Origin of the sequence: Streptomyces sp. Edi4, from assembly GCF_040253615.1 — a bacterium.
Taxonomy (GTDB): Bacteria; Actinomycetota; Actinomycetes; order Streptomycetales; family Streptomycetaceae; genus Streptomyces.
On record NZ_JBEJGY010000004.1, the window covers coordinates 1969591 to 1986812 of the forward strand.

General features: G+C 72.5%; 21 protein-coding genes. 2 read left to right on the plus strand and 19 right to left on the minus strand.

Annotation, left to right across the window (positions count from 1 at the left end):
- Window positions 1–35: 35 nt before the first annotated feature.
- From trpA to ABR738_RS10975, 7 genes are all read right to left on the minus strand, one after another.
- The gene (gene trpA / locus ABR738_RS10945; protein ID WP_350229771.1) at window positions 36–851 is read right to left on the minus strand and encodes a tryptophan synthase subunit alpha; all 816 of its coding nucleotides are present in this window, start codon (window positions 849–851) and stop codon (window positions 36–38) included.
- Window positions 848–2134 (minus strand): tryptophan synthase subunit beta, encoded by a 1287-nt coding sequence (gene trpB, locus ABR738_RS10950; protein ID WP_350229772.1) that lies wholly within the window; start codon window positions 2132–2134, stop codon window positions 848–850. The genes trpA and trpB overlap by 4 nt, the downstream gene beginning before the upstream one ends.
- A gap of 151 nt (window positions 2135–2285) precedes the next feature.
- A complete protein-coding gene (trpM, locus tag ABR738_RS10955) occupies window positions 2286–2441 on the minus strand; it encodes a tryptophan biosynthesis modulator TrpM (RefSeq protein ID WP_350229773.1) in 156 nt (51 codons plus the stop codon).
- Window positions 2442–2444: 3 nt separating this feature from the next.
- Window positions 2445–3254: an indole-3-glycerol phosphate synthase TrpC gene (gene trpC, locus ABR738_RS10960; protein ID WP_350229774.1), complete on the minus strand. Its 810-nt coding sequence runs from the start codon at window positions 3252–3254 to the stop codon at window positions 2445–2447.
- 164 nt (window positions 3255–3418) lie between these two features.
- Window positions 3419–3874: a DUF2752 domain-containing protein gene (locus ABR738_RS10965; protein ID WP_350229775.1), complete on the minus strand. Its 456-nt coding sequence runs from the start codon at window positions 3872–3874 to the stop codon at window positions 3419–3421.
- Between the two features lie 74 nt (window positions 3875–3948).
- Entirely contained in the window at window positions 3949–4218 is a 270-nt protein-coding gene (locus tag ABR738_RS10970) for an HGxxPAAW family protein (RefSeq protein WP_350229776.1), read from the minus strand.
- A 213-nt stretch (window positions 4219–4431) separates the two neighbouring features.
- Window positions 4432–5088, minus strand: a complete 657-nt coding sequence (locus tag ABR738_RS10975) for a TIGR02234 family membrane protein (RefSeq protein WP_350229777.1) — start codon at window positions 5086–5088, stop codon at window positions 4432–4434.
- A 295-nt stretch (window positions 5089–5383) separates the two neighbouring features.
- Between ABR738_RS10975 and ABR738_RS10980 the strand changes: the two genes are divergently transcribed.
- Window positions 5384–6613, plus strand: a complete 1230-nt coding sequence (locus tag ABR738_RS10980; protein WP_502964064.1) for a S53 family peptidase — start codon at window positions 5384–5386, stop codon at window positions 6611–6613.
- A gap of 24 nt (window positions 6614–6637) precedes the next feature.
- On the opposite strand, the gene ABR738_RS10985 is transcribed toward ABR738_RS10980, so the two are convergent.
- Together ABR738_RS10985 and hisI are read right to left on the minus strand one after the other, a co-directional pair.
- Window positions 6638–8125: an anthranilate synthase component I gene (locus ABR738_RS10985; protein WP_350229778.1), complete on the minus strand. Its 1488-nt coding sequence runs from the start codon at window positions 8123–8125 to the stop codon at window positions 6638–6640.
- A 9-nt stretch (window positions 8126–8134) separates the two neighbouring features.
- The gene (hisI, locus tag ABR738_RS10990) at window positions 8135–8485 is read right to left on the minus strand and encodes a phosphoribosyl-AMP cyclohydrolase (RefSeq protein ID WP_100574534.1); all 351 of its coding nucleotides are present in this window, start codon (window positions 8483–8485) and stop codon (window positions 8135–8137) included.
- A gap of 82 nt (window positions 8486–8567) precedes the next feature.
- Between hisI and ABR738_RS10995 the strand changes: the two genes are divergently transcribed.
- A complete protein-coding gene (locus ABR738_RS10995; protein ID WP_350229779.1) occupies window positions 8568–9200 on the plus strand; it encodes a TIGR03085 family metal-binding protein in 633 nt (210 codons plus the stop codon).
- Between the two features lie 91 nt (window positions 9201–9291).
- On the opposite strand, the gene ABR738_RS11000 is transcribed toward ABR738_RS10995, so the two are convergent.
- The 10 genes from ABR738_RS11000 to hisD form a co-directional block, all read right to left on the minus strand.
- Window positions 9292–10536, minus strand: coding sequence for an MFS transporter (locus ABR738_RS11000; RefSeq protein ID WP_350229780.1), 1245 nt, complete (start codon window positions 10534–10536; stop codon window positions 9292–9294).
- 89 nt (window positions 10537–10625) lie between these two features.
- Window positions 10626–11213, minus strand: a complete 588-nt coding sequence (locus ABR738_RS11005; RefSeq protein WP_350229781.1) for an ArsR/SmtB family transcription factor — start codon at window positions 11211–11213, stop codon at window positions 10626–10628.
- 174 nt (window positions 11214–11387) lie between these two features.
- Window positions 11388–12143 carry an imidazole glycerol phosphate synthase subunit HisF gene (hisF, locus tag ABR738_RS11010; protein WP_350229782.1) on the minus strand — a complete coding sequence of 252 codons (756 nt, stop codon included), beginning with the start codon at window positions 12141–12143 and terminating at the stop codon, window positions 11388–11390.
- Window positions 12140–12544, minus strand: a complete 405-nt coding sequence (locus tag ABR738_RS11015) for a Rid family hydrolase (RefSeq protein WP_350229783.1) — start codon at window positions 12542–12544, stop codon at window positions 12140–12142. Before ABR738_RS11015 ends, hisF begins: the two co-directional genes overlap by 4 nt.
- Window positions 12541–13266: a bifunctional 1-(5-phosphoribosyl)-5-((5-phosphoribosylamino)methylideneamino)imidazole-4-carboxamide isomerase/phosphoribosylanthranilate isomerase PriA gene (priA, locus tag ABR738_RS11020; protein ID WP_350229784.1), complete on the minus strand. Its 726-nt coding sequence runs from the start codon at window positions 13264–13266 to the stop codon at window positions 12541–12543. The genes ABR738_RS11015 and priA overlap by 4 nt, the downstream gene beginning before the upstream one ends.
- Window positions 13266–13910, minus strand: coding sequence for an imidazole glycerol phosphate synthase subunit HisH (gene hisH, locus ABR738_RS11025; protein ID WP_350229785.1), 645 nt, complete (start codon window positions 13908–13910; stop codon window positions 13266–13268). Before hisH ends, priA begins: the two co-directional genes overlap by 1 nt.
- On the minus strand, window positions 13907–14071 hold the full coding sequence (locus ABR738_RS11030) for a CG2302 family histidine operon protein (protein ID WP_267053718.1): 165 nt from the start codon (window positions 14069–14071) through the stop codon (window positions 13907–13909). Before ABR738_RS11030 ends, hisH begins: the two co-directional genes overlap by 4 nt.
- A gap of 2 nt (window positions 14072–14073) precedes the next feature.
- Window positions 14074–14667, minus strand: coding sequence for an imidazoleglycerol-phosphate dehydratase HisB (hisB, locus tag ABR738_RS11035; RefSeq protein WP_350229786.1), 594 nt, complete (start codon window positions 14665–14667; stop codon window positions 14074–14076).
- Window positions 14664–15776 (minus strand): histidinol-phosphate transaminase, encoded by a 1113-nt coding sequence (locus ABR738_RS11040; RefSeq protein WP_350229787.1) that lies wholly within the window; start codon window positions 15774–15776, stop codon window positions 14664–14666. Before ABR738_RS11040 ends, hisB begins: the two co-directional genes overlap by 4 nt.
- Entirely contained in the window at window positions 15773–17104 is a 1332-nt protein-coding gene (gene hisD / locus ABR738_RS11045; protein ID WP_350229788.1) for a histidinol dehydrogenase, read from the minus strand. Before hisD ends, ABR738_RS11040 begins: the two co-directional genes overlap by 4 nt.
- Window positions 17105–17222 lie beyond the last annotated feature (118 nt).

A 17222-nucleotide genomic window follows, 5' to 3' on the forward strand; every position in this document is an offset into this window, starting at 1 on the left:
TTCCACCCGTACGGGTGAGCTGTGCGAGGAGCGCGCTAGTGCGCCCGGCGAACGCCTTCGGCGAGCTCGGCCGCCAGTTCCCGTACGGCGACCAGGCCCGCCGCGTGGTCGGGGGCGTCCAGCATGCGCTTGACGAAGGCCGAGCCGACGATCACGCCGTCGGCGAAGGCGGCGACCTCCTTGGCCTGCGCCGCGTTCGAGACGCCGAGGCCCACACAGACCGGCAGGTCCGTGGTGGCCCGGGTGCGGCGCACCAGGTCCTCGGCCGAGGCGCCGACCGACTCCCGGGTGCCGGTGACACCCATCAGGGAGGCCGCGTACACGAAGCCGGAGCCGGCCGCCGTGATGGTGGCAAGGCGGGCGTCCTTGCTGCTGGGGGCGACCACGAAGACCGTGCCGAGGCCGTGCTTCTCGGCGTGCTCGCGCCACACCCCGGACTCCTCGACCGGCAGGTCGGGCAGGATGCAGCCCGCGCCGCCGGCCTCGGCGAGCTCGGCGGTGAAGCGCTCGACGCCGTACCGGTCGACGGGGTTCCAGTACGTCATGACCAGGACGGGCTTGCCGGTGGCCGCGTGGGCCTCGCGGACGGTGCGCAGCACGTCGGCGATCTTCACGCCGCCCTTGAGGGCGATGTCGTCGGCGGTCTGGATGACGGGGCCGTCCAGGACCGGGTCGCTGTGCGGCAGGCCCACCTCGACGATGTCGGCGCCGCCCTCGAAGACGGCCTTGACCGCTTCGATGCCGCCGTCGACGGTCGGGAAGCCGGCCGGCAGATAGGCGATGAGTGCGGCCCGGTCCTCGGCCTTCGCCTTGGCCAGGGTGGCGTCCAGCAGGGTCACGTTGCCGCTCACTTGGCGTCTCCCTCGATCTCGGCGAGGCCCGCGGCGTCGGCGGCCACCTCTGCGTCGGTGCCGTACAGGCCGAAGTAGCGCGCGGCCGTGTCCATGTCCTTGTCGCCGCGGCCGGACAGGTTGATCACGATCAGACCGTCCTTGCCGAGCTCCTTGCCGACGTCGAGCGCGCCCGCGAGCGCGTGCGCCGACTCGATGGCCGGGATGATGCCCTCGGTGCGCGACAGCAGGCGAAGGGCCTGCATCGCGGCGTCGTCGGTGACCGCGCGGTACTCGCCGCGGCCGATGTCCTTGAGGTAGGAGTGCTCGGGCCCGATGCCCGGGTAGTCCAGGCCCGCCGAGATCGAGTAGGGCTCGGTGATCTGGCCCTCCTCGTCCTGGAGGACGTAACTGCGCGAGCCGTGCAGGATGCCGGGCTCGCCCGCGGTCAGGGTCGCCGCGTGCTCGCCGCTCTCCACGCCGTGGCCGGCGGGCTCGCAGCCGATGAGGCGTACGGAGGCGTCCGGGATGAAGGCGTGGAAGAGGCCGATGGCGTTGGAGCCGCCGCCGACGCAGGCGACCGCCGCGTCGGGCAGGCGTCCGGCGCGCTCCAGGATCTGGCGGCGGGCCTCGACGCCGATCACGCGGTGGAAGTCGCGCACCATCGCGGGGAAGGGGTGGGGTCCGGCGACCGTGCCGAAGAGGTAGTGGGTGCGGTCGACGTTGGCGACCCAGTCGCGGAACGCCTCGTTGATGGCGTCCTTGAGGGTGCGGCTGCCGGAGGCGACGGGGATGACCTCGGCGCCGAGCATCCGCATCCGGGCCACGTTCAGGGCCTGGCGCTGGGTGTCGATCTCGCCCATGTAGATGGTGCATTCGAGGCCGAACAGGGCGCAGGCGGTCGCGGTGGCGACGCCGTGCTGGCCGGCTCCGGTCTCGGCGATGACGCGGGTCTTGCCCATGCGCTTGGTGAGCAGCGCCTGGCCGAGCACGTTGTTGATCTTGTGTGAGCCGGTGTGGTTGAGGTCTTCGCGCTTGAGGAAGACCCGGGCGCCGCCCGCGTGCTCGGCGAACCGGGGCACCTCGGTGAGGGCGCTGGGCCGGCCGGTGTAGTTGACCATCAGCTCGTTGAGCTCGGCCGCGAAGGCGGGGTCGTGCTTGGCCTTGTCGTACTCGACGGCCACCTCGTCGACCGCGGCGACCAGCGCCTCGGGGATGAATTTGCCTCCGTAGGCGCCGAAGTAGCCCTGGGGGCTGGGGACTTGGCCCTCCGGGTCGGGTACGAAGAAGTCGTGCTCAGGCATGCGGATACCTCGCGGGGGCGGTGTGTGCCCCGGTCCTGGGTTGGCTGGTTGGCAGGGCTGCGCCCAGGCGCCGCGGGTGCTGAGGTGGAGGCGCGACTTCAGACCGTCGTGGCTGGTCGCGCGGTTCCCCGCGCCCCTTGCGGGGCCCGGCTCACGCGGCGCTCGGGCCGCCGCGCCATCGCATGCCGTTGACCTGGCCGGGCTCCGAGCCGATCACATACCGCACCCGCCGCCCGTGCACCCGGCGCGCCGGAGCGCGGCAGCCGCGCGGGCGGCAGCCGGGGGCGAGACGGGCGGAGATGGGCACGGGTCAGTTCCGCCCGTGACGCAGGGCCGGGTGGGCGCCGGCGGCGACCAGGTCGGCGACGGCGGCGCGGGGGTCCTTGCCGGTGACCAGGGACTCGCCGACCAGTACGGCGTCGGCGCCCGCGTTGGCGTAGGCGATCAGGTCGTGCGGGCCGCGCACACCGGATTCGGCGATCTTGACGATGTGGTCGGGGATCTCCGGGGCGACCCGCTCGAAGGTGGTGCGGTCGACCTTGAGGTCCTTCAGGTTGCGCGCGTTGACGCCGATGATCTTGGCGCCGGCGTCGACCGCCCGCTCGGCCTCGTCCTCGTCGTGCACCTCGACCAGCGGGGTGAGCCCGATGGACTCGGCGCGCTCGATCAGCGACACCAGGGCCGGCTGGTCGAGGGCGGCCACGATGAGCAGCGCCAGGTCGGCGCCGTGCGCCCGGGCCTCCCACAGCTGGTAGGCCGTGACGATGAAGTCCTTGCGCAGGATCGGGGTGTCGACCTTGGCGCGCACGGCCTCCAGGTCGGCGAGCGAGCCGCCGAAGCGGCGCTCCTCGGTGAGCACGGAGATGACGGACGCGCCGCCCGCCTCGTAGTCGGCGGCCAGCGCCGCGGGGTCGGCGATCGCCGCGAGCGCGCCCTTGGAGGGGCTGGAGCGCTTGACCTCGCAGATGACCTTCACGCCGTCGTAGCGCAGCGCCGCCACCCCGTCACGGGCCGGGGGCGCCTTCTCGGCGCGCTCCTTCAGCTCGTCGAGGCTGACCCGCGCCTGCCGCTCCGCGAGGTCGGCGCGAACGCCGTCGATGATCTCGTCGAGCACACTCACGCGAGCGGCCCCCTTCCGGGACGGTGATGTCGGTCAGGACGAGGGTGACCGCGGCAAACGGTCACGATCAGCCATGTCGATGGTATCCGTACCGAGGCGAAGGGATCACATCCGGTTGATTCCCGTCCCAGCACGTGGACGTCACCTGGGCCTCAGCCGCACAGTCAGGGCGCGATCACGGAGCCGAACGGCAGATTCCGGACGACGGAGAAGATCACCACGACGACCCCCACGAGCCACCACTGGCGGTCGCTGAGCTCGATCCGCAGGGGCCGGCCCCGGGCCGAGCGCACCGCCCACAGGACCCAGCACACCGCGAAGAGGAGATAGCCGGCGACGGCCAGCGCATTGGCGCCGAGGGCCGCGGCGAGGTGGCCGGTGACGACGTCGTGCGCGCTGCGCAGCCCGCCGCAGCCCGGGCAGTACAGGCCCGTGAGGCCGTAGAGCGGGCAGACGGGGTAGTGGCCGGGCTCGTTGGGGTCGACCAGGCCCACGTAGGCGAACGCCGAGGCCACCGCGGCGAGCGTGGCCAGGGGCACCAGGAGCGCGCGCGGCGCGGCGCCCGGGGGACGGCCCGGACGGGGCGGTGACGGCGCGGGGTTCGGCTGGGCTGCGTCCACGCGGCGATTGTCCCCGGTCGGATCCGAAGGCGCAGCCCGGGTGGGGCTGCGCCTTTCAGGGGTGGCTGGAGGATTCAGCCGGCCTGCGCCTCGAGACGGGCGCGGACCTTGGCGGCGGCGTCCTCACGCATGCGCTGGATCTCGGGCGTGTCCTTCGGGGTGCCGAGCCCGGCCATCTTCATGACGCCGCCCACGATGGCGGCGACGGCGAGGAGGGCGATGCCGGCCCAGAAGCCCACCGGGTTGGCGGCCACTATGAAGACGCAGGTCACGCAGAATCCGATGAAGGCAATGATGACCCCGGTCCATGCTGCCGGGGTGTGGCCGTGGCCGCTCTTCGCCATGGGGGATGCTCCTCGTAAGTGTTTCCGTGTCGGTCGCGGTGGCCGCGCGGTTGTTCGCGGTTTTCGCGGTTGTAGCGGGTGCCGTGCGTGGTTCGCCGTCGTGGCGGGCGCTGGTGGCGGCCCGGTGCCGGCGACCGTGTCGCTGCCACCGCTGTCGTCGAACCGGTGCTCATGCCATTGTCCCGCACGCCGAGGTGTGCCCGAGTGCGGGGGTCAGCTCTCGCGGGTGGGGTCCTCGCCCCGGTCGAGCGCCTTCCAGATCTCCTCGGGGCGCTCGGGGTCCACCGCGGCCCGCGCCTTGCGGGGACGGGGGGTGCCGTCGCGCTCGTAACGGCCGCCCATCGCGGGCCAGACCGGCCCGAAGCGCAGCGCCAGGAGCCCGGCGAGCAGCAGCAGGACGCCGCCCGCGACGGCGACGTAGGGCCAGCCGGTGTGGGTGAGCGCGGTGACGGTGGCGGCGGCGTCGCCGCTGGCCTTGGCCGCCTTCTCGTCCAGGGCCGCACTGTCGCCGACGCCGAGCCAGGCGGTCCCGGCGGCGCCCGCGCCGCTCAGCGTGAGCAGGCCCGCGACCAGGACGCGGCCCGCGCCGCGCACCGCGAAGACCGCGACCAGAGCGGCGAGCCCGACGATCGCGAGGGCGGAGGGCACGCCGGTGATGTCGCCGCCGGACGCCTTCAGCGGCAGCGCGCCGCCGCCGACACTCGCGTCGCCGTGCGCCCAGGTCTGCCCGGAGGCCATGAGGACGACGGCGGCGCCGACGGCGCCGGCCAGCAGCGCGGCGGCCAGGCTGCGGCGGCCGCCGCCGCGGGCGGACGGCGCGGCTGCTTCGGCACGGGGCTCGGGTAGGGATGCGGCACTCACGTACTCCACTATCGCCTGCGCGCGGCCCGGAGCCGCACCCGGGGCCCTCAGTGGACGCGCGGGAAACCAAGAACGGGCAAGCGCCCGGCCATCGAACAGTCAGCGCATTCTCCTGAACGGGCCGGGGACGCCCCCCGAACAATCCTCGAAGGCAAAGCGGCGATAGAGATTCGCACCGCGCGCTTGTTGGCATGGGCGCGTCAGGTCTAGGTTCACCGCGGTCCGTGCCGCGCACCACGCCGCACGGACAGCACGGCGCACCCCCCACGCACTCCGGGTCCACCCACATCCCCAAGGAGTCACGTTGCGCAAAACCCTCTCCCCCACCGCCGTATCCGCAGCGCTCGCCGCCGCGGCGCTCGCCCTGGCAACTCCCCTCGCCCAGGCGGCCACCAGCCCCTCCGTCGCGGCGAACGCGGCGCATGTCACGACCGTGCGCTCCTGCGCGGCGCCGACGCACCGGGACGTCATGGCCTGCCAGGCGCTCAAGGTGACCGGCGGCACACTCGCCCCGGCGGCCGCCGAGCGCACCGCGACCGGCGCGGCGGCGCCCTCGGGGCTCGGTCCCTCCTCGCTCCAGTCCGCGTACAAACTGCCCTCGGCGACAGCCGGTTCGGGCCGGACGGTGGCGATCGTCGACGCCTACGACGACCCCAACGCGGCGTCCGACCTCGCGGCCTACCGCTCCCAGTACGGACTTCCGGCCTGCACCACGGCCAACGGCTGCTTCAAGAAGGTCGGTCAGACCGGCACGTCGACGCTGCCGAGCGCGAACGCCGGCTGGGCCGAGGAGATATCCCTCGACCTCGACATGGTCAGCGCAGCCTGCCCCAACTGCAAGATCCTGCTCGTCGAGGCCAAGTCCTCCTCGATGGCCAACCTCGGCACGGCCGTCAACACCGCGGTCTCGCTCGGCGCGAAGTACGTCTCCAACAGCTACGGCGGCGGCGAGTCCTCCTCCGACACCTCCTACGACACCCAGTACTTCAACCACCCGGGCGTCGCCATCACCGTGAGCTCCGGCGACGGAGGCTACGGCGCCGAGTACCCGGCCTCCTCCCGCTATGTCACCGCCGTCGGCGGCACCTCGCTCAAGTCGGCCTCCACCAGCCGGGGTTGGACCGAGAGCGTGTGGAGCGGGGCCGGTTCGGGCTGCTCGGCCTACGACGCGAAGCCGAGCTGGCAGAAGGACACCGGCTGCGCCAGGCGGACGGTGGCGGACGTCTCGGCGGTCGCCGACCCGGCCACGGGCGTCGCGGTGTACGACACCTACGGCGGCGACCCGGGCTGGGAGGTGTTCGGCGGCACCAGCGCCTCGTCGCCGCTGATCGCCGCGGTGTACGCGCTGGCGGGCACCCCCTCCTCGGGCTCCACGCCGGCCTCGTTCCCCTACGCCCACCCCGGTTCGCTCAACGACGTGACGAGCGGGTCCAACGGCAGCTGCTCACCGTCCTACCTGTGCAAGGGCGCCGGCGGCTACGACGGCCCGTCGGGGCTCGGCACCCCGAACGGGACCGCCGCGTTCACCGGCTGATACGCGGACGACGGCGTCCCGGGCTCAGGCCCGGGCGCCCAGCTGGTTGGCCGTGTTGACGGCGCGCAGGACGGCGGCCGCCTTGTTGCGGCACTCCTCGTCCTCCGCGACCGGGTCGGAGTCGGCGACCACGCCGGCTCCGGCCTGCACATACGCGGTGCCGTCCCGCAGCAGGGCGGTGCGGATCGCGATCGCGGTGTCGGAGTCACCGGCGAAGTCGAGATAGCCGACGCAGCCGCCGTAGAGCCCGCGGCGGCTGGGTTCCAGCTCCTCGATGATCTGCATCGCGCGGGGCTTGGGGGCACCCGAGAGCGTGCCGGCCGGGAAGCAGGCCGTCAGGACGTCGAAGGCGGTGCGTCCCTCGGCGACCCGGCCGGTCACGGTCGACACGATGTGCATCACATGCGAGTACCGCTCGATCGACATGAAGTCCACGACCTCCACCGAGCCGGGTTCGCACACCCGGCCCAGGTCGTTGCGGCCGAGGTCGACGAGCATGAGGTGTTCGGCGCGCTCCTTGGGGTCGGCAAGCAGCTCGTCGGCGAGCGCCTGGTCGCGCTGCGGGGTGGCGCCGCGCGGCCGGGTCCCGGCGATGGGATGGACCATCGCCCGCCCGTCCTCGACCTTGACCAGCGCCTCGGGGCTCGATCCGACGACGTCGAAGCCGTCGAAGCGGAACAGGTACATGTAGGGCGAGGGGTTGGTTGCCCGCAGCACCCGGTAGACGTCCAACGCGCTTGCCGCGCACGGGGTTTCGAAGCGCTGCGAGGGCACCACCTGGAAGGCCTCACCGGCCCGGACGCGCTCCTTGATGTCCTCGACGGCGCCCTGGTAGTCGCGGCCGCCCCACAGCGCGGTGTACGCGGGCAGCTCGGAGGCGGGCAGCGCGACCGGCGCGTACTCGACCGGCTTCGCGAGGTCGGCCTCCATCGCGTCGAGCCGCGCCACCGCGTCCGCGTACGCCTCGTCCACCCCGGTGTCGAGGTCGTTGTGGTTGATCGCGTTGGCGATGAGCAGGACCGAGCCGTCCCAGTGGTCGAGCACCGCGAGGTCGGAGGTGAGCAGCATGGTCAGCTCGGGGAGTTGGAGATCGTCGCGCCCGTGTTCGCGGATCTTCTCCAGGCGGCGCACGATGTCGTAGCCGAGGTAGCCGACCATGCCGCCGGTGAAGGGCGGCATCCCGGCCGCCAGGTCCCGGGGGGTGTGCAGGGCCTCGACGGTCGCCTTCAGGGCGGCCAGCGGATCACCCGAAGTGGGGACGCCGACGGGAGGCGTACCGATCCAGTGGGCCTCGCCGTCGCGTGCGGTGAGGGTGGCGGCGGAGCGCACGCCGACGAAGGAGTAGCGCGACCAGGTGCCCCGGTCCGCCGACTCGAGCAGGAAGGTGCCCGGGCGCTCGCCCGCGAGCTTGCGGTAGAGGCCGACGGGGGTGTCGCCGTCGGCGAGCAGACGGCGGTGGACGGGGATGACGCGGCGGTCCACGGCGAGCTTGCGGAAGGTGTCGAGGTCCATGGCTGGTGGCTACTTCCCGAGGTCGAGTACGTCGGCGTCGAAACAGGTGCGGTCCCCGGTGTGGCAGGCCGCGCCCACCTGGTCGACCTTGACCAGGACCGTGTCCGCGTCGCAGTCGAGAGCCACCGACTTCACGTGCTGGACATGCCCGGAGGTGTCGCCCTTGACCCAGTACTCCTGACGGCTGCGCGACCAGTACGTGCAGCGGCCGGTGGTCAGGGTGCGGTGCAGGGCCTCGTCGTCCATCCAGCCGAGCATCAGCACCTCACCGGTGTCGTACTGCTGGGCGATGGCCGGGACCAGACCATCCGCGCCGCGCTTGAGGCGGGCGGCGATGGCGGGGTCGAGATTGCTGGTCATGCTCCCATTCTGCCGTGGCCGCCGGGGGGCCCGGCGGTGCGTCCACTGTCCGGACGCCCCGGGCGGCCGTACGCTGGCGGACATGTCGACCCATGCCAAGCGTGAACGGCTTCTGCTCGCCGACCTGTTGGAGGCGGCCGGCCCCGAGGCGCCGACCCTCTGCGAGGGCTGGACGGCCCGCGAACTCGCGGCCCACGTCGTGGTGCGCGAACGGCGCCTCGACGCGGCCGGAGGGATCTTGATCGGGGCGCTCAAGAACCGCCTCGACCGGGTGCAGGCCGAGTTCGCCGAGAAGCCGTACGAAGAACTGATCCAGCTCATCCGCACCGGTCCGCCGAAGTTCTCGCCGTACAGCCTCAAGCAGGTCGACGAGGGCGCCAACGCGGTGGAGTTCTACGTCCACGCCGAGGACGTGCGCCGGGCGCAGCCGGACTGGACGCCCCGCGAACTCGACCCGGTGTTCTCCGACGCGCTGTGGTCCCGCCTGGAGAAGGCAGCCCGGGTGGTGGGCCGCAAGTCCCCGGTGGGCATCGTGCTGCGCCGCCCCGACGGGCAGACGGCGGTGGCCCGCAAGGGCACCCCGGTGGTGACGGTCACCGGCGAGCCGGGCGAGCTGACGCTCTTCGCGTACGGGCGCCAGGACGCGGCGCGGGTCGAGATCGAGGGCGAGAAGCAGGCGGCCTCGCGGGCGCTTGAGGCGAAGCTCGGGATCTGACGCGCCGGGCGCGCCGGGCGGGGTTCGGGCGCGGATCCCGCCGGGCGCGGACCGCGTGCCGGGCGTGGACCGCGCGCCGGGCCCGAGGCGCTCAGCCCGGGAGTTCCGCGCGGCGCAGGTGGCGGGAGGCGAGGCCGATCAGCGCGCCCGTCGCGCACACGCCCGCGCCGGCCAGGAAGACCGGTCCTGTGCCCCAGGCGCCGATCGCGGCGCCCGCCAGCGGATAGCCGAGCGGCGCGATGCCCATGGTGAACAGGGAGGCGACCGCGGTGACCCGGCCCAGGTAGGCGGGCTCCGTGGTGGTCTGCGTCAGCGCCCCGCACAAGGCGCCGCTCAGCCCGGCGAGCAGGCCGATGAAGATCCCCGCGACGGCGGCGAGGACGACCGAGGGGGCGTACGCGAGGCCCGCGATGGCGGTGGTGCCGCCGAGCAGGGACAGCGGCAGGACGAGACCGGCGCGCGGGATGCGGCCGCGGACGGAGAGCAGCAGCGACGCGGCCCCCGCGCCCGCGCCGAACGCCGCCACGATCCAGCCCATGCCGGACGCGCCCCAGCCCCGCTCCTGGGCGAGCAGCGTGAGCCCGATGTTGAGCGGCGCCGCGAAGCCCAGTTCGCCGACGGCGATGACCAGCATGAGCGGGGCGAGCAGCTGATGGCCGCGGATGTAGCGGAGCCCGTCGGTGAGTTCGCGCAGGTGCGGCTTCTTCGTCGGGTGCCCGTCGCCGTCGAGCCGGGCGATACGGACCCGCAGGAGCAGCGCGGTCGAGGCCGCGAACAGGGCGCCCGCCACGGCGAAGGTGGCGGCGGTGCCGCCGAGCGCCACGGCGAGCCCACCGAGCGGGGCCCCGGTGATGTTGGCGATCCGGGCGGCGAGCCCCTTGAGGCCCTGCACCCGGGCGAGTTCGCCGGGGCCGGTGATCCTGGGCGGCAGCGCGCCGATGGCGGGGAGCAGCACCGCGTCCACGGCGCCGAAGACGAGGGCGAGGACGATCAGGAGCCACAGGTGCGGTCCGGTGACGAGCAGCACCCCGGCCATGGCCAGGATGATCACGCTGCGGGCGGCGTCGCTGCCGATGACGACCCGGCGGGGCCCGAACCGGTCGGCGATCACTCCCCCGCCGAGCATGAGCACCGCCCGCGGCACGGCGCCGACCGCGAGGACGAGCCCGGCCTGACCCGCGCTGCCGGAGCGGGCGGCGGCCCAGGCCAGTGCCATGTAGTACACGCTGTCGCCGACGAGCGATGAGGTGTACGCGGCGAGCCAGCGCAGGACGTTGCCGTCGCGGTGCGCGGGGCGGGCGGCGGCGGCCGGGGGTATGAGGGTGGCGCTCGGCATGGCGGGCCTCTCGAACGCGGGCGGGAAGGTCGGACACGGAACGGCCGGACACGGAACGGTCAGACGCGGAACGGTCAGACACCGAACGGTCAGACGCGGAACGGGAATCCGTACAGGTGGACCGCGACGTTCTCGCGTCCCTCGGTGTCGCCGGCCTTCGTCGCGGCCTCGCCGCGCTCCTTGAACTTCCGTACCACGGCGTCCAGTTCGTCCTCCATCTCCCGCACGTCGGCGGGGGTCAGCCGGGTGGCGTACTCGCCGCTGAACGCGGCGCCCGTCCACTCGGCGCTCCAGGCGGAGATCTGGTCGAGGAAGGCGCGGTGGAGCTCCATGCGCTGCTCCACCAGGAGCCGGGTCACCGAGGTGTGCGCGGCCACCTTCTCGGGGGCGTCCTTGAAGTCCTCGTGCCGGTAGCTGACGCCGTCCGACGCGGGACGCCACCACCGCTCGCGCCCGTCGCTGCCCTGGGGCTCGGCCGCTTCGATCAGACCGTGCTCGGCGAGCTTGCGCAGGTGGTAGCTGACCAGCGAGACCGCCTCGTCCACCTGCTCGGCGAGCTGGGAGGCGGTGGCCGTGCGGGCGACGTAGAGCGCGCGGTAGAGCTTCATGCGCAGCGGGTGGCCGAACGCCTTGAGCGTGCCGACGTCGGTGATGCGGCGGCTGCCGTTGCCTGTCATTCCGTCAGCGTAGACGGGCAAGAAAACTTGCGCAATTAAACTTGCGCAATAAAAGCTGCGCAACGGCTGCGGAAAAGGGCCGGGGCGCCGCCCCAGACCCCGGCACGCTGCCGCCGCGCACGCCCCGAGGCGCGGGCGCGCGGCGACGTGTGCCGTGCCCCAGGCGACCCGGGGTCAGCGGACCGGGTGGCCCGCTTCTCGTAGGGCGTTCTTGACCTCGCCGATGCGCAGGTCCCCGAAGTGGAAGACCGACGCGGCCAGGACCGCGTCCGCGCCCGCCTCGATCGCGGGGGCGAAGTGGGCCAGGCCGCCCGCGCCGCCGGAGGCGATCACCGGCACGCCGACGTGACGGCGGACCGCCGCGATCATCTCCGTGTCGTAGCCGTCCTTCGTGCCGTCCGCGTCCATCGAGTTGAGCAGGATCTCCCCCGCCCCCAACTCGGCCGCGCGGTGCGCCCATTCGACCGCGTCGATGCCCGTGCCCTCGCGGCCGCCGTGCGTGGTGACCTCGAAGGAGCCGGATTCGGTGCGCCGGGCGTCGACGGAGAGGACGAGCACCTGGCGCCCGAAGCGCTCGGCGATCTCGCGGATCAGATCGGGGCGGGCGATGGCGGCCGTGTTGACGCCCACCTTGTCCGCGCCGGCCCGCAGCAGCCTGTCCACGTCGTCGGCGGTGCGTACGCCGCCGCCGACGGTGAGCGGGATGAAGACCTGCTCCGCCGTGCGGCGCACCACGTCATAGGTCGTCTCGCGGTTGCCCGACGACGCCGTGATGTCGAGGAACGTCAGCTCGTCCGCGCCCTCGGCGTCGTACAGCTTGGCCATCTCGACCGGATCGCCCGCGTCGCGCAGGTTCTGGAAGTTGACGCCCTTGACGACGCGGCCGCCGTCCACGTCCAGGCAGGGGATGACGCGTACCGCCAGAGTCATGCGGCCGCACCTCCCCGGTACGCCTCGACCTCGACCTGTACGACCAGGCTCGGGTCGACGAACCCCGACACGATCAGCATCGTGGTGGCGGGGCGCACGTCGGCGAAGAGCTCCTTGTGGGCGCGGCCCACCTCGTCGACGTCACGGGCATGGGTGAGGTACGTACGGGTGCGCACCACGTCCTGGCGGCCGAGCCCCACGGACTCCAGCGCCTTGATGGCGAGACCGAACGCGGTGACGGCCTGCTCATAGGGGCCCGCCTCGTCGATGCGGCCGTTGGCCGTCGTCGACGTGCAGCCGCCGACCAGGACGAGGCCGCCCGGCAGTTCCACGACGCGCGAGGAGCCGAAGCGCTCCTCGGAGGCGTCGCCGCAGGAGATCCTGCGGATCCCGTCGCTCATGCCGCCACCACCTCAAGCGCCTCTTCCAGCGTGAAGGCCTTCGCGTACAGGGCCTTGCCGACGATCGCGCCCTCGACGCCGAGCGGGACCAGTTCGGAGATGGCGCGCAGGTCGTCGAGGGAGGACACCCCGCCGGAGGCCACGACCGGCTTGTCGGTGGCGGCGCAGACGTTCTTCAGGAGCTCCAGGTTGGGCCCGGTCAGCGTGCCGTCCTTGGCGATGTCGGTCACGACGTAGCGCGCGCAGCCCTCGGAGTCCAGACGGGCCAGCGTCTCGTACAGGTCGCCGCCGTCGCGGGTCCAGCCACGGCCTCGCAGCGTGGTGCCGCGCACGTCGAGGCCGACCGCGATCTTGTCGCCGTACTCGGCGATGACCTTGGCGACCCACTCGGGCGTCTCCAGGGCCGCGGTGCCCAGGTTGACGCGGGTGCAGCCGGTGGCCAGAGCGGCCTTGAGGGAGGCGTCGTCGCGGATGCCGCCGGACAGTTCGACCTTGATGTCCATGGCGCCGGCGACCTCGGCGATCAGCAAGCGGTTGTCCCCGGTGCCGAAGGCCGCGTCCAGGTCGACCAGGTGCAGCCACTCGGCGCCGGAGCGCTGCCAGGCGAGGGCCGCCTGGAGGGGCGAGCCGTAGGAGGTCTCGGAGCCGGACTCGCCGTGGACCAGGCGTACGGCCTGGCCGTCGCGGACGTCCACGGCGGGGAGGAGTTCGAGGGCAGCCATCACAGGGTTCCGATCCAGTTGGTGAGCAGCTGGGCTCCGGCGTCGCCGGACTTCTCGGGGTGGAACTGGGTGGCCCACAGCGCACCGTTCTCCACCGCGGCGACGAACGGCTCCCCGTGGGTGGCCCAACTGACGCGGGGAGCACGGATCTTGGGGTTGGTGACTTCGAGGCTCCAGTCGCGCACGGCGTAGGAGTGGACGAAGTAGAAGCGGGCGTCGGCGTCCAGGCCCGCGAACAGCTCGCTGTCGCCCGGCGCCTTCACCGTGTTCCAGCCCATGTGCGGCACGACCGGCGCGTTCAGCGGCTCGACGGTGCCGGGCCACTCGTCAAGGCCCTCGGTCTCGACGCCGTGCTCGATGCCGCGCTCGAAGAGGATCTGCATGCCGACGCAGATGCCCATCACCGGGCGCCCGCCGGAGAGCCTGCGCCCCACGATCCAGTGGCCCCGGGCGTCGCGCAGCCCCTTCATGCAGGCGGCGAAGGCGCCGACGCCGGGCACGAGCAGCCCGTCGGCGTTCATGGCCCGGTCGTAGTCGCGGGTGATCTCGACGTCCGCGCCGACGTGGACCAGGGCCCGCTCGGCGGAGCGGACGTTGCCGAATCCGTAGTCGAAGACGACGACCTTCTTGGCGGGCGTGCTCATGACCAGACGTCCAGTCGCAGGATTCCGGCGGCCAGGCACATCACGGCGCCGAAGGACAGGACCACGATCAGGCTCTTCGGCATCCCCTGCTTGACGAAGGAGATGATGCCGCCGACCAGGAAGAGGCCGAGGACGATCAGGATGGTGTTGAGGCCGTTCATGCTTACAGGGCACCCTTGGTGGAAGGAAGGATTCCGGCGGCGCGCGGGTCCCGCTCGCTGGCGTAGCGCAGCGCCCGGGCGAGCGCCTTGAACTGGCACTCCACGATGTGGTGCGCGTTGCGTCCGTACGGTACGTGAATGTGCAGCGCGACCTGCGCCTGGGCCACGAAGGACTCGAAGATGTGCCGGGTCATGGTGGTGTCGTACGCACCGATCATCGGCGCCATGTTCTCGGGCTCGGTGTGCACGAGGTAGGGGCGGCCCGACAGGTCGACGGTCACCTGGGCGAGGGATTCGTCCAGCGGGACGGTGCAGTTGCCGAAGCGGTAGATGCCCACCTTGTCGCCGAGGGCCTGCTTGAAGGCGGCGCCGAGCGCGAGCGCGGTGTCCTCGATGGTGTGGTGGGTGTCGATGTGCAGATCGCCGTCGGTCTTGACCGTGAGGTCGAACAGGCCGTGGCGGCCGAGCTGGTCGAGCATGTGGTCGTAGAAACCGACCCCGGTCGACACATCGACCTTTCCGCTGCCGTCGAGGTCGATCTCGACGAGGACGGACGTCTCCTTGGTGGTGCGTTCCACCCTGCCCACGCGGCTCATGCGCTCTGCTCCTTCTTCAGTTGACGGACCGCGTCGAGGAACGCGTCGTTCTCGGCCGGGGTGCCCGCGGTGACCCGCAGCCATCCCGGCACTCCGTTGTCCCGGACCAGGACGCCCCGGTCGAGGATCCGCTGCCAGACGGTGTGGCTGTCGTCGAAGCGGCCGAACTGGACGAAGTTGGCGTCCGAATCGGTCACCTCGTAGCCGAGTCCGCGCAGCTCGGTGACGAGCCGGTCCCGCTCGGTCTTCAGCTGCTCGACACAGCCGAGCAGGGTGTCGGTGTACTCGAGGGCCGCGAGCGCGGTCGCCTGGGTGACGGCCGACAGGTGGTAGGGAAGCCGTACGAGCTGCACGGCGTCGACCACGGCGGGGTGCGCGGCGAGATAGCCGACGCGCAGCCCGGCCGCGCCGAACGCCTTCGACATGGTGCGCGAGACCACCAGGTTCGGGCGGCCCTCGATGAGCGGGAGCAGCGAGTCGCGGTGGCTGAACTCGACGTACGCCTCGTCCACGATCACCATCGACGGCTTCGCCGCCTGGGCCGCCTCGTACAGCGCGAGGACCGTCTCGGCGGCCACCGCGGTGCCGGTGGGGTTGTTGGGCGAGGTGATGAAGACGACGTCCGGGCTGTGCTCGGCGATGGCCCGCTCGGCCGCCGCGAGGTCGATGGTGAAGTCCTCGTTGCGCGGCCCCGGGATCCAGCCGGTGCCGGTGCCGCGCGCGATCAGGGCGTGCATCGAGTAGGACGGCTCGAAGCCGATCGCGGCGCGGCCGGGGCCGCCGAAGGTCTGGAGCAGCTGCTGGATGACCTCGTTGGAGCCGTTGGCCGCCCACACGTTCTCGACCGCCACCGGGTACTTGCCGGTGCGGGTGAGGTAGGTCGCCAGCTCCGTACGCAGCTCCACCGCGTCGCGGTCGGGGTAGCGGTTGAGGTTCCTGGCCGCGTCGGCGACCCGCTCGGCGATCCGCGCCACCAGCGGCTCGGGCAGCGGGTAGGGGTTCTCGTTGGTGTTCAGCTGGACGGGGGTGTCCAACTGGGGCGCGCCGTAAGGGGACTTGCCGCGCAGCTCGTCCCGTACGGGGAGGTCGTCGATGCCGAAGCCGGTCACTGTTGCGGCACCTTCCAGTCGAAGCGGGCCTTCAGAGCCGCGCCGTGCGCCGGCAGGTCCTCCGCCTCGGCCAGGGTCACCACGTGGTGGGTGACCTCGGCGAGCGCGTCGCGCGTGTAGTCGACGATGTGGATGCCGCGCAGGAAGGACTGCACGGACAGGCCCGATGAGTGGCAGGCGCAGCCGCCGGTGGGCAGCACGTGGTTGGAGCCCGCGCAGTAGTCGCCGAGCGAGACGGGGGCCCAGGGGCCGACGAAGATCGCGCCCGCGTTGGTGACCCGGTCGGCGACGGCGGCGGCGTCGGCGGTCTGGATCTCCAAGTGCTCGGCGCCGTACGCGTCGACGACCTTGAGGCCGTCCTCGATGGAGCCGACCAGGACGATCGCGGACTGGCGTCCGGCGAGCGCCGGCTTGATCCGGTCCTCGATGTGCTTGGTCGCCGCGACCTGCGGCTCCAGCTCCTTCTCGACGGCCTCGGCGAGCGCGAGGGAGTCGGTGACCAGGACGGCGGCCGCGAGCGGGTCGTGCTCGGCCTGGCTGATCAGGTCGGCGGCGACGTGCACCGGGTCGGCGGTGTCGTCGGCGAGGACCGCGATCTCGGTCGGGCCCGCCTCGGTGTCGATGCCGATACGGCCGGTGAAGTAGCGCTTGGCTGCGGCGACCCAGACGTTGCCGGGGCCGGTCACCATGTTCGCGGGAGCGCATCCGTCGGGGCCCTCGGTGCCGTACGCGAACATCGCGACGGCCTGGGCGCCGCCCACCGCGTACACCTCGTCGACGCCCAGCAGCGCGCAGGCCGCCAGGATCGTGGGGTGCGGAAGGCCGCCGAAGTCCGCCTGCGGCGGGGAGGCCAGCGCGATCGAGCCGACGCCCGCCTCCTGCGCCGGGACCACGTTCATGATCACGGAGGACGGGTACACCGAGCGGCCGCCCGGGGCGTACAGGCCCACGCGACCGACCGGCACCCACTTCTCGGTGACGGAGCCGCCGGGCACGACCTGGGTGGTGTGGGCGGTGCGGCGCTGGGCGCGGTGGACGGTCCTCGCGCGCCGGATCGACTCCTCCAGAGCGGCCCTGACCTGCGGGTCGAGGTGTTCCAGAGCGTCCTTGAGGGCTTCGGCGGGCACTCGGACCCGCTCCAGGCGCACGCCGTCGAACTTCTCCGCGTACTCGATCAGCGCCGCCGTGCCGCGATGACGCACGTCCTCGCAGATGGGCCGCACCTTCTCCAGGGCGGCTTCCACGTCGAACTCGGCACGGGGCAGCAGGTCGCGCAGGGCGCCGCCCTCGGGGAGGGCGGTGCCGCGCAGATCGATTCGGGAGATCACATGTCCAATTCTCTCAGACTGCTCCGGAGCACTGGACGCCCGTATCAGTGGCTGATACGCGCCCCGGCCGTCACCCCCTGTCACCCCTGGCCACTAGCGTTCCTCCTGTCAGGGTGGA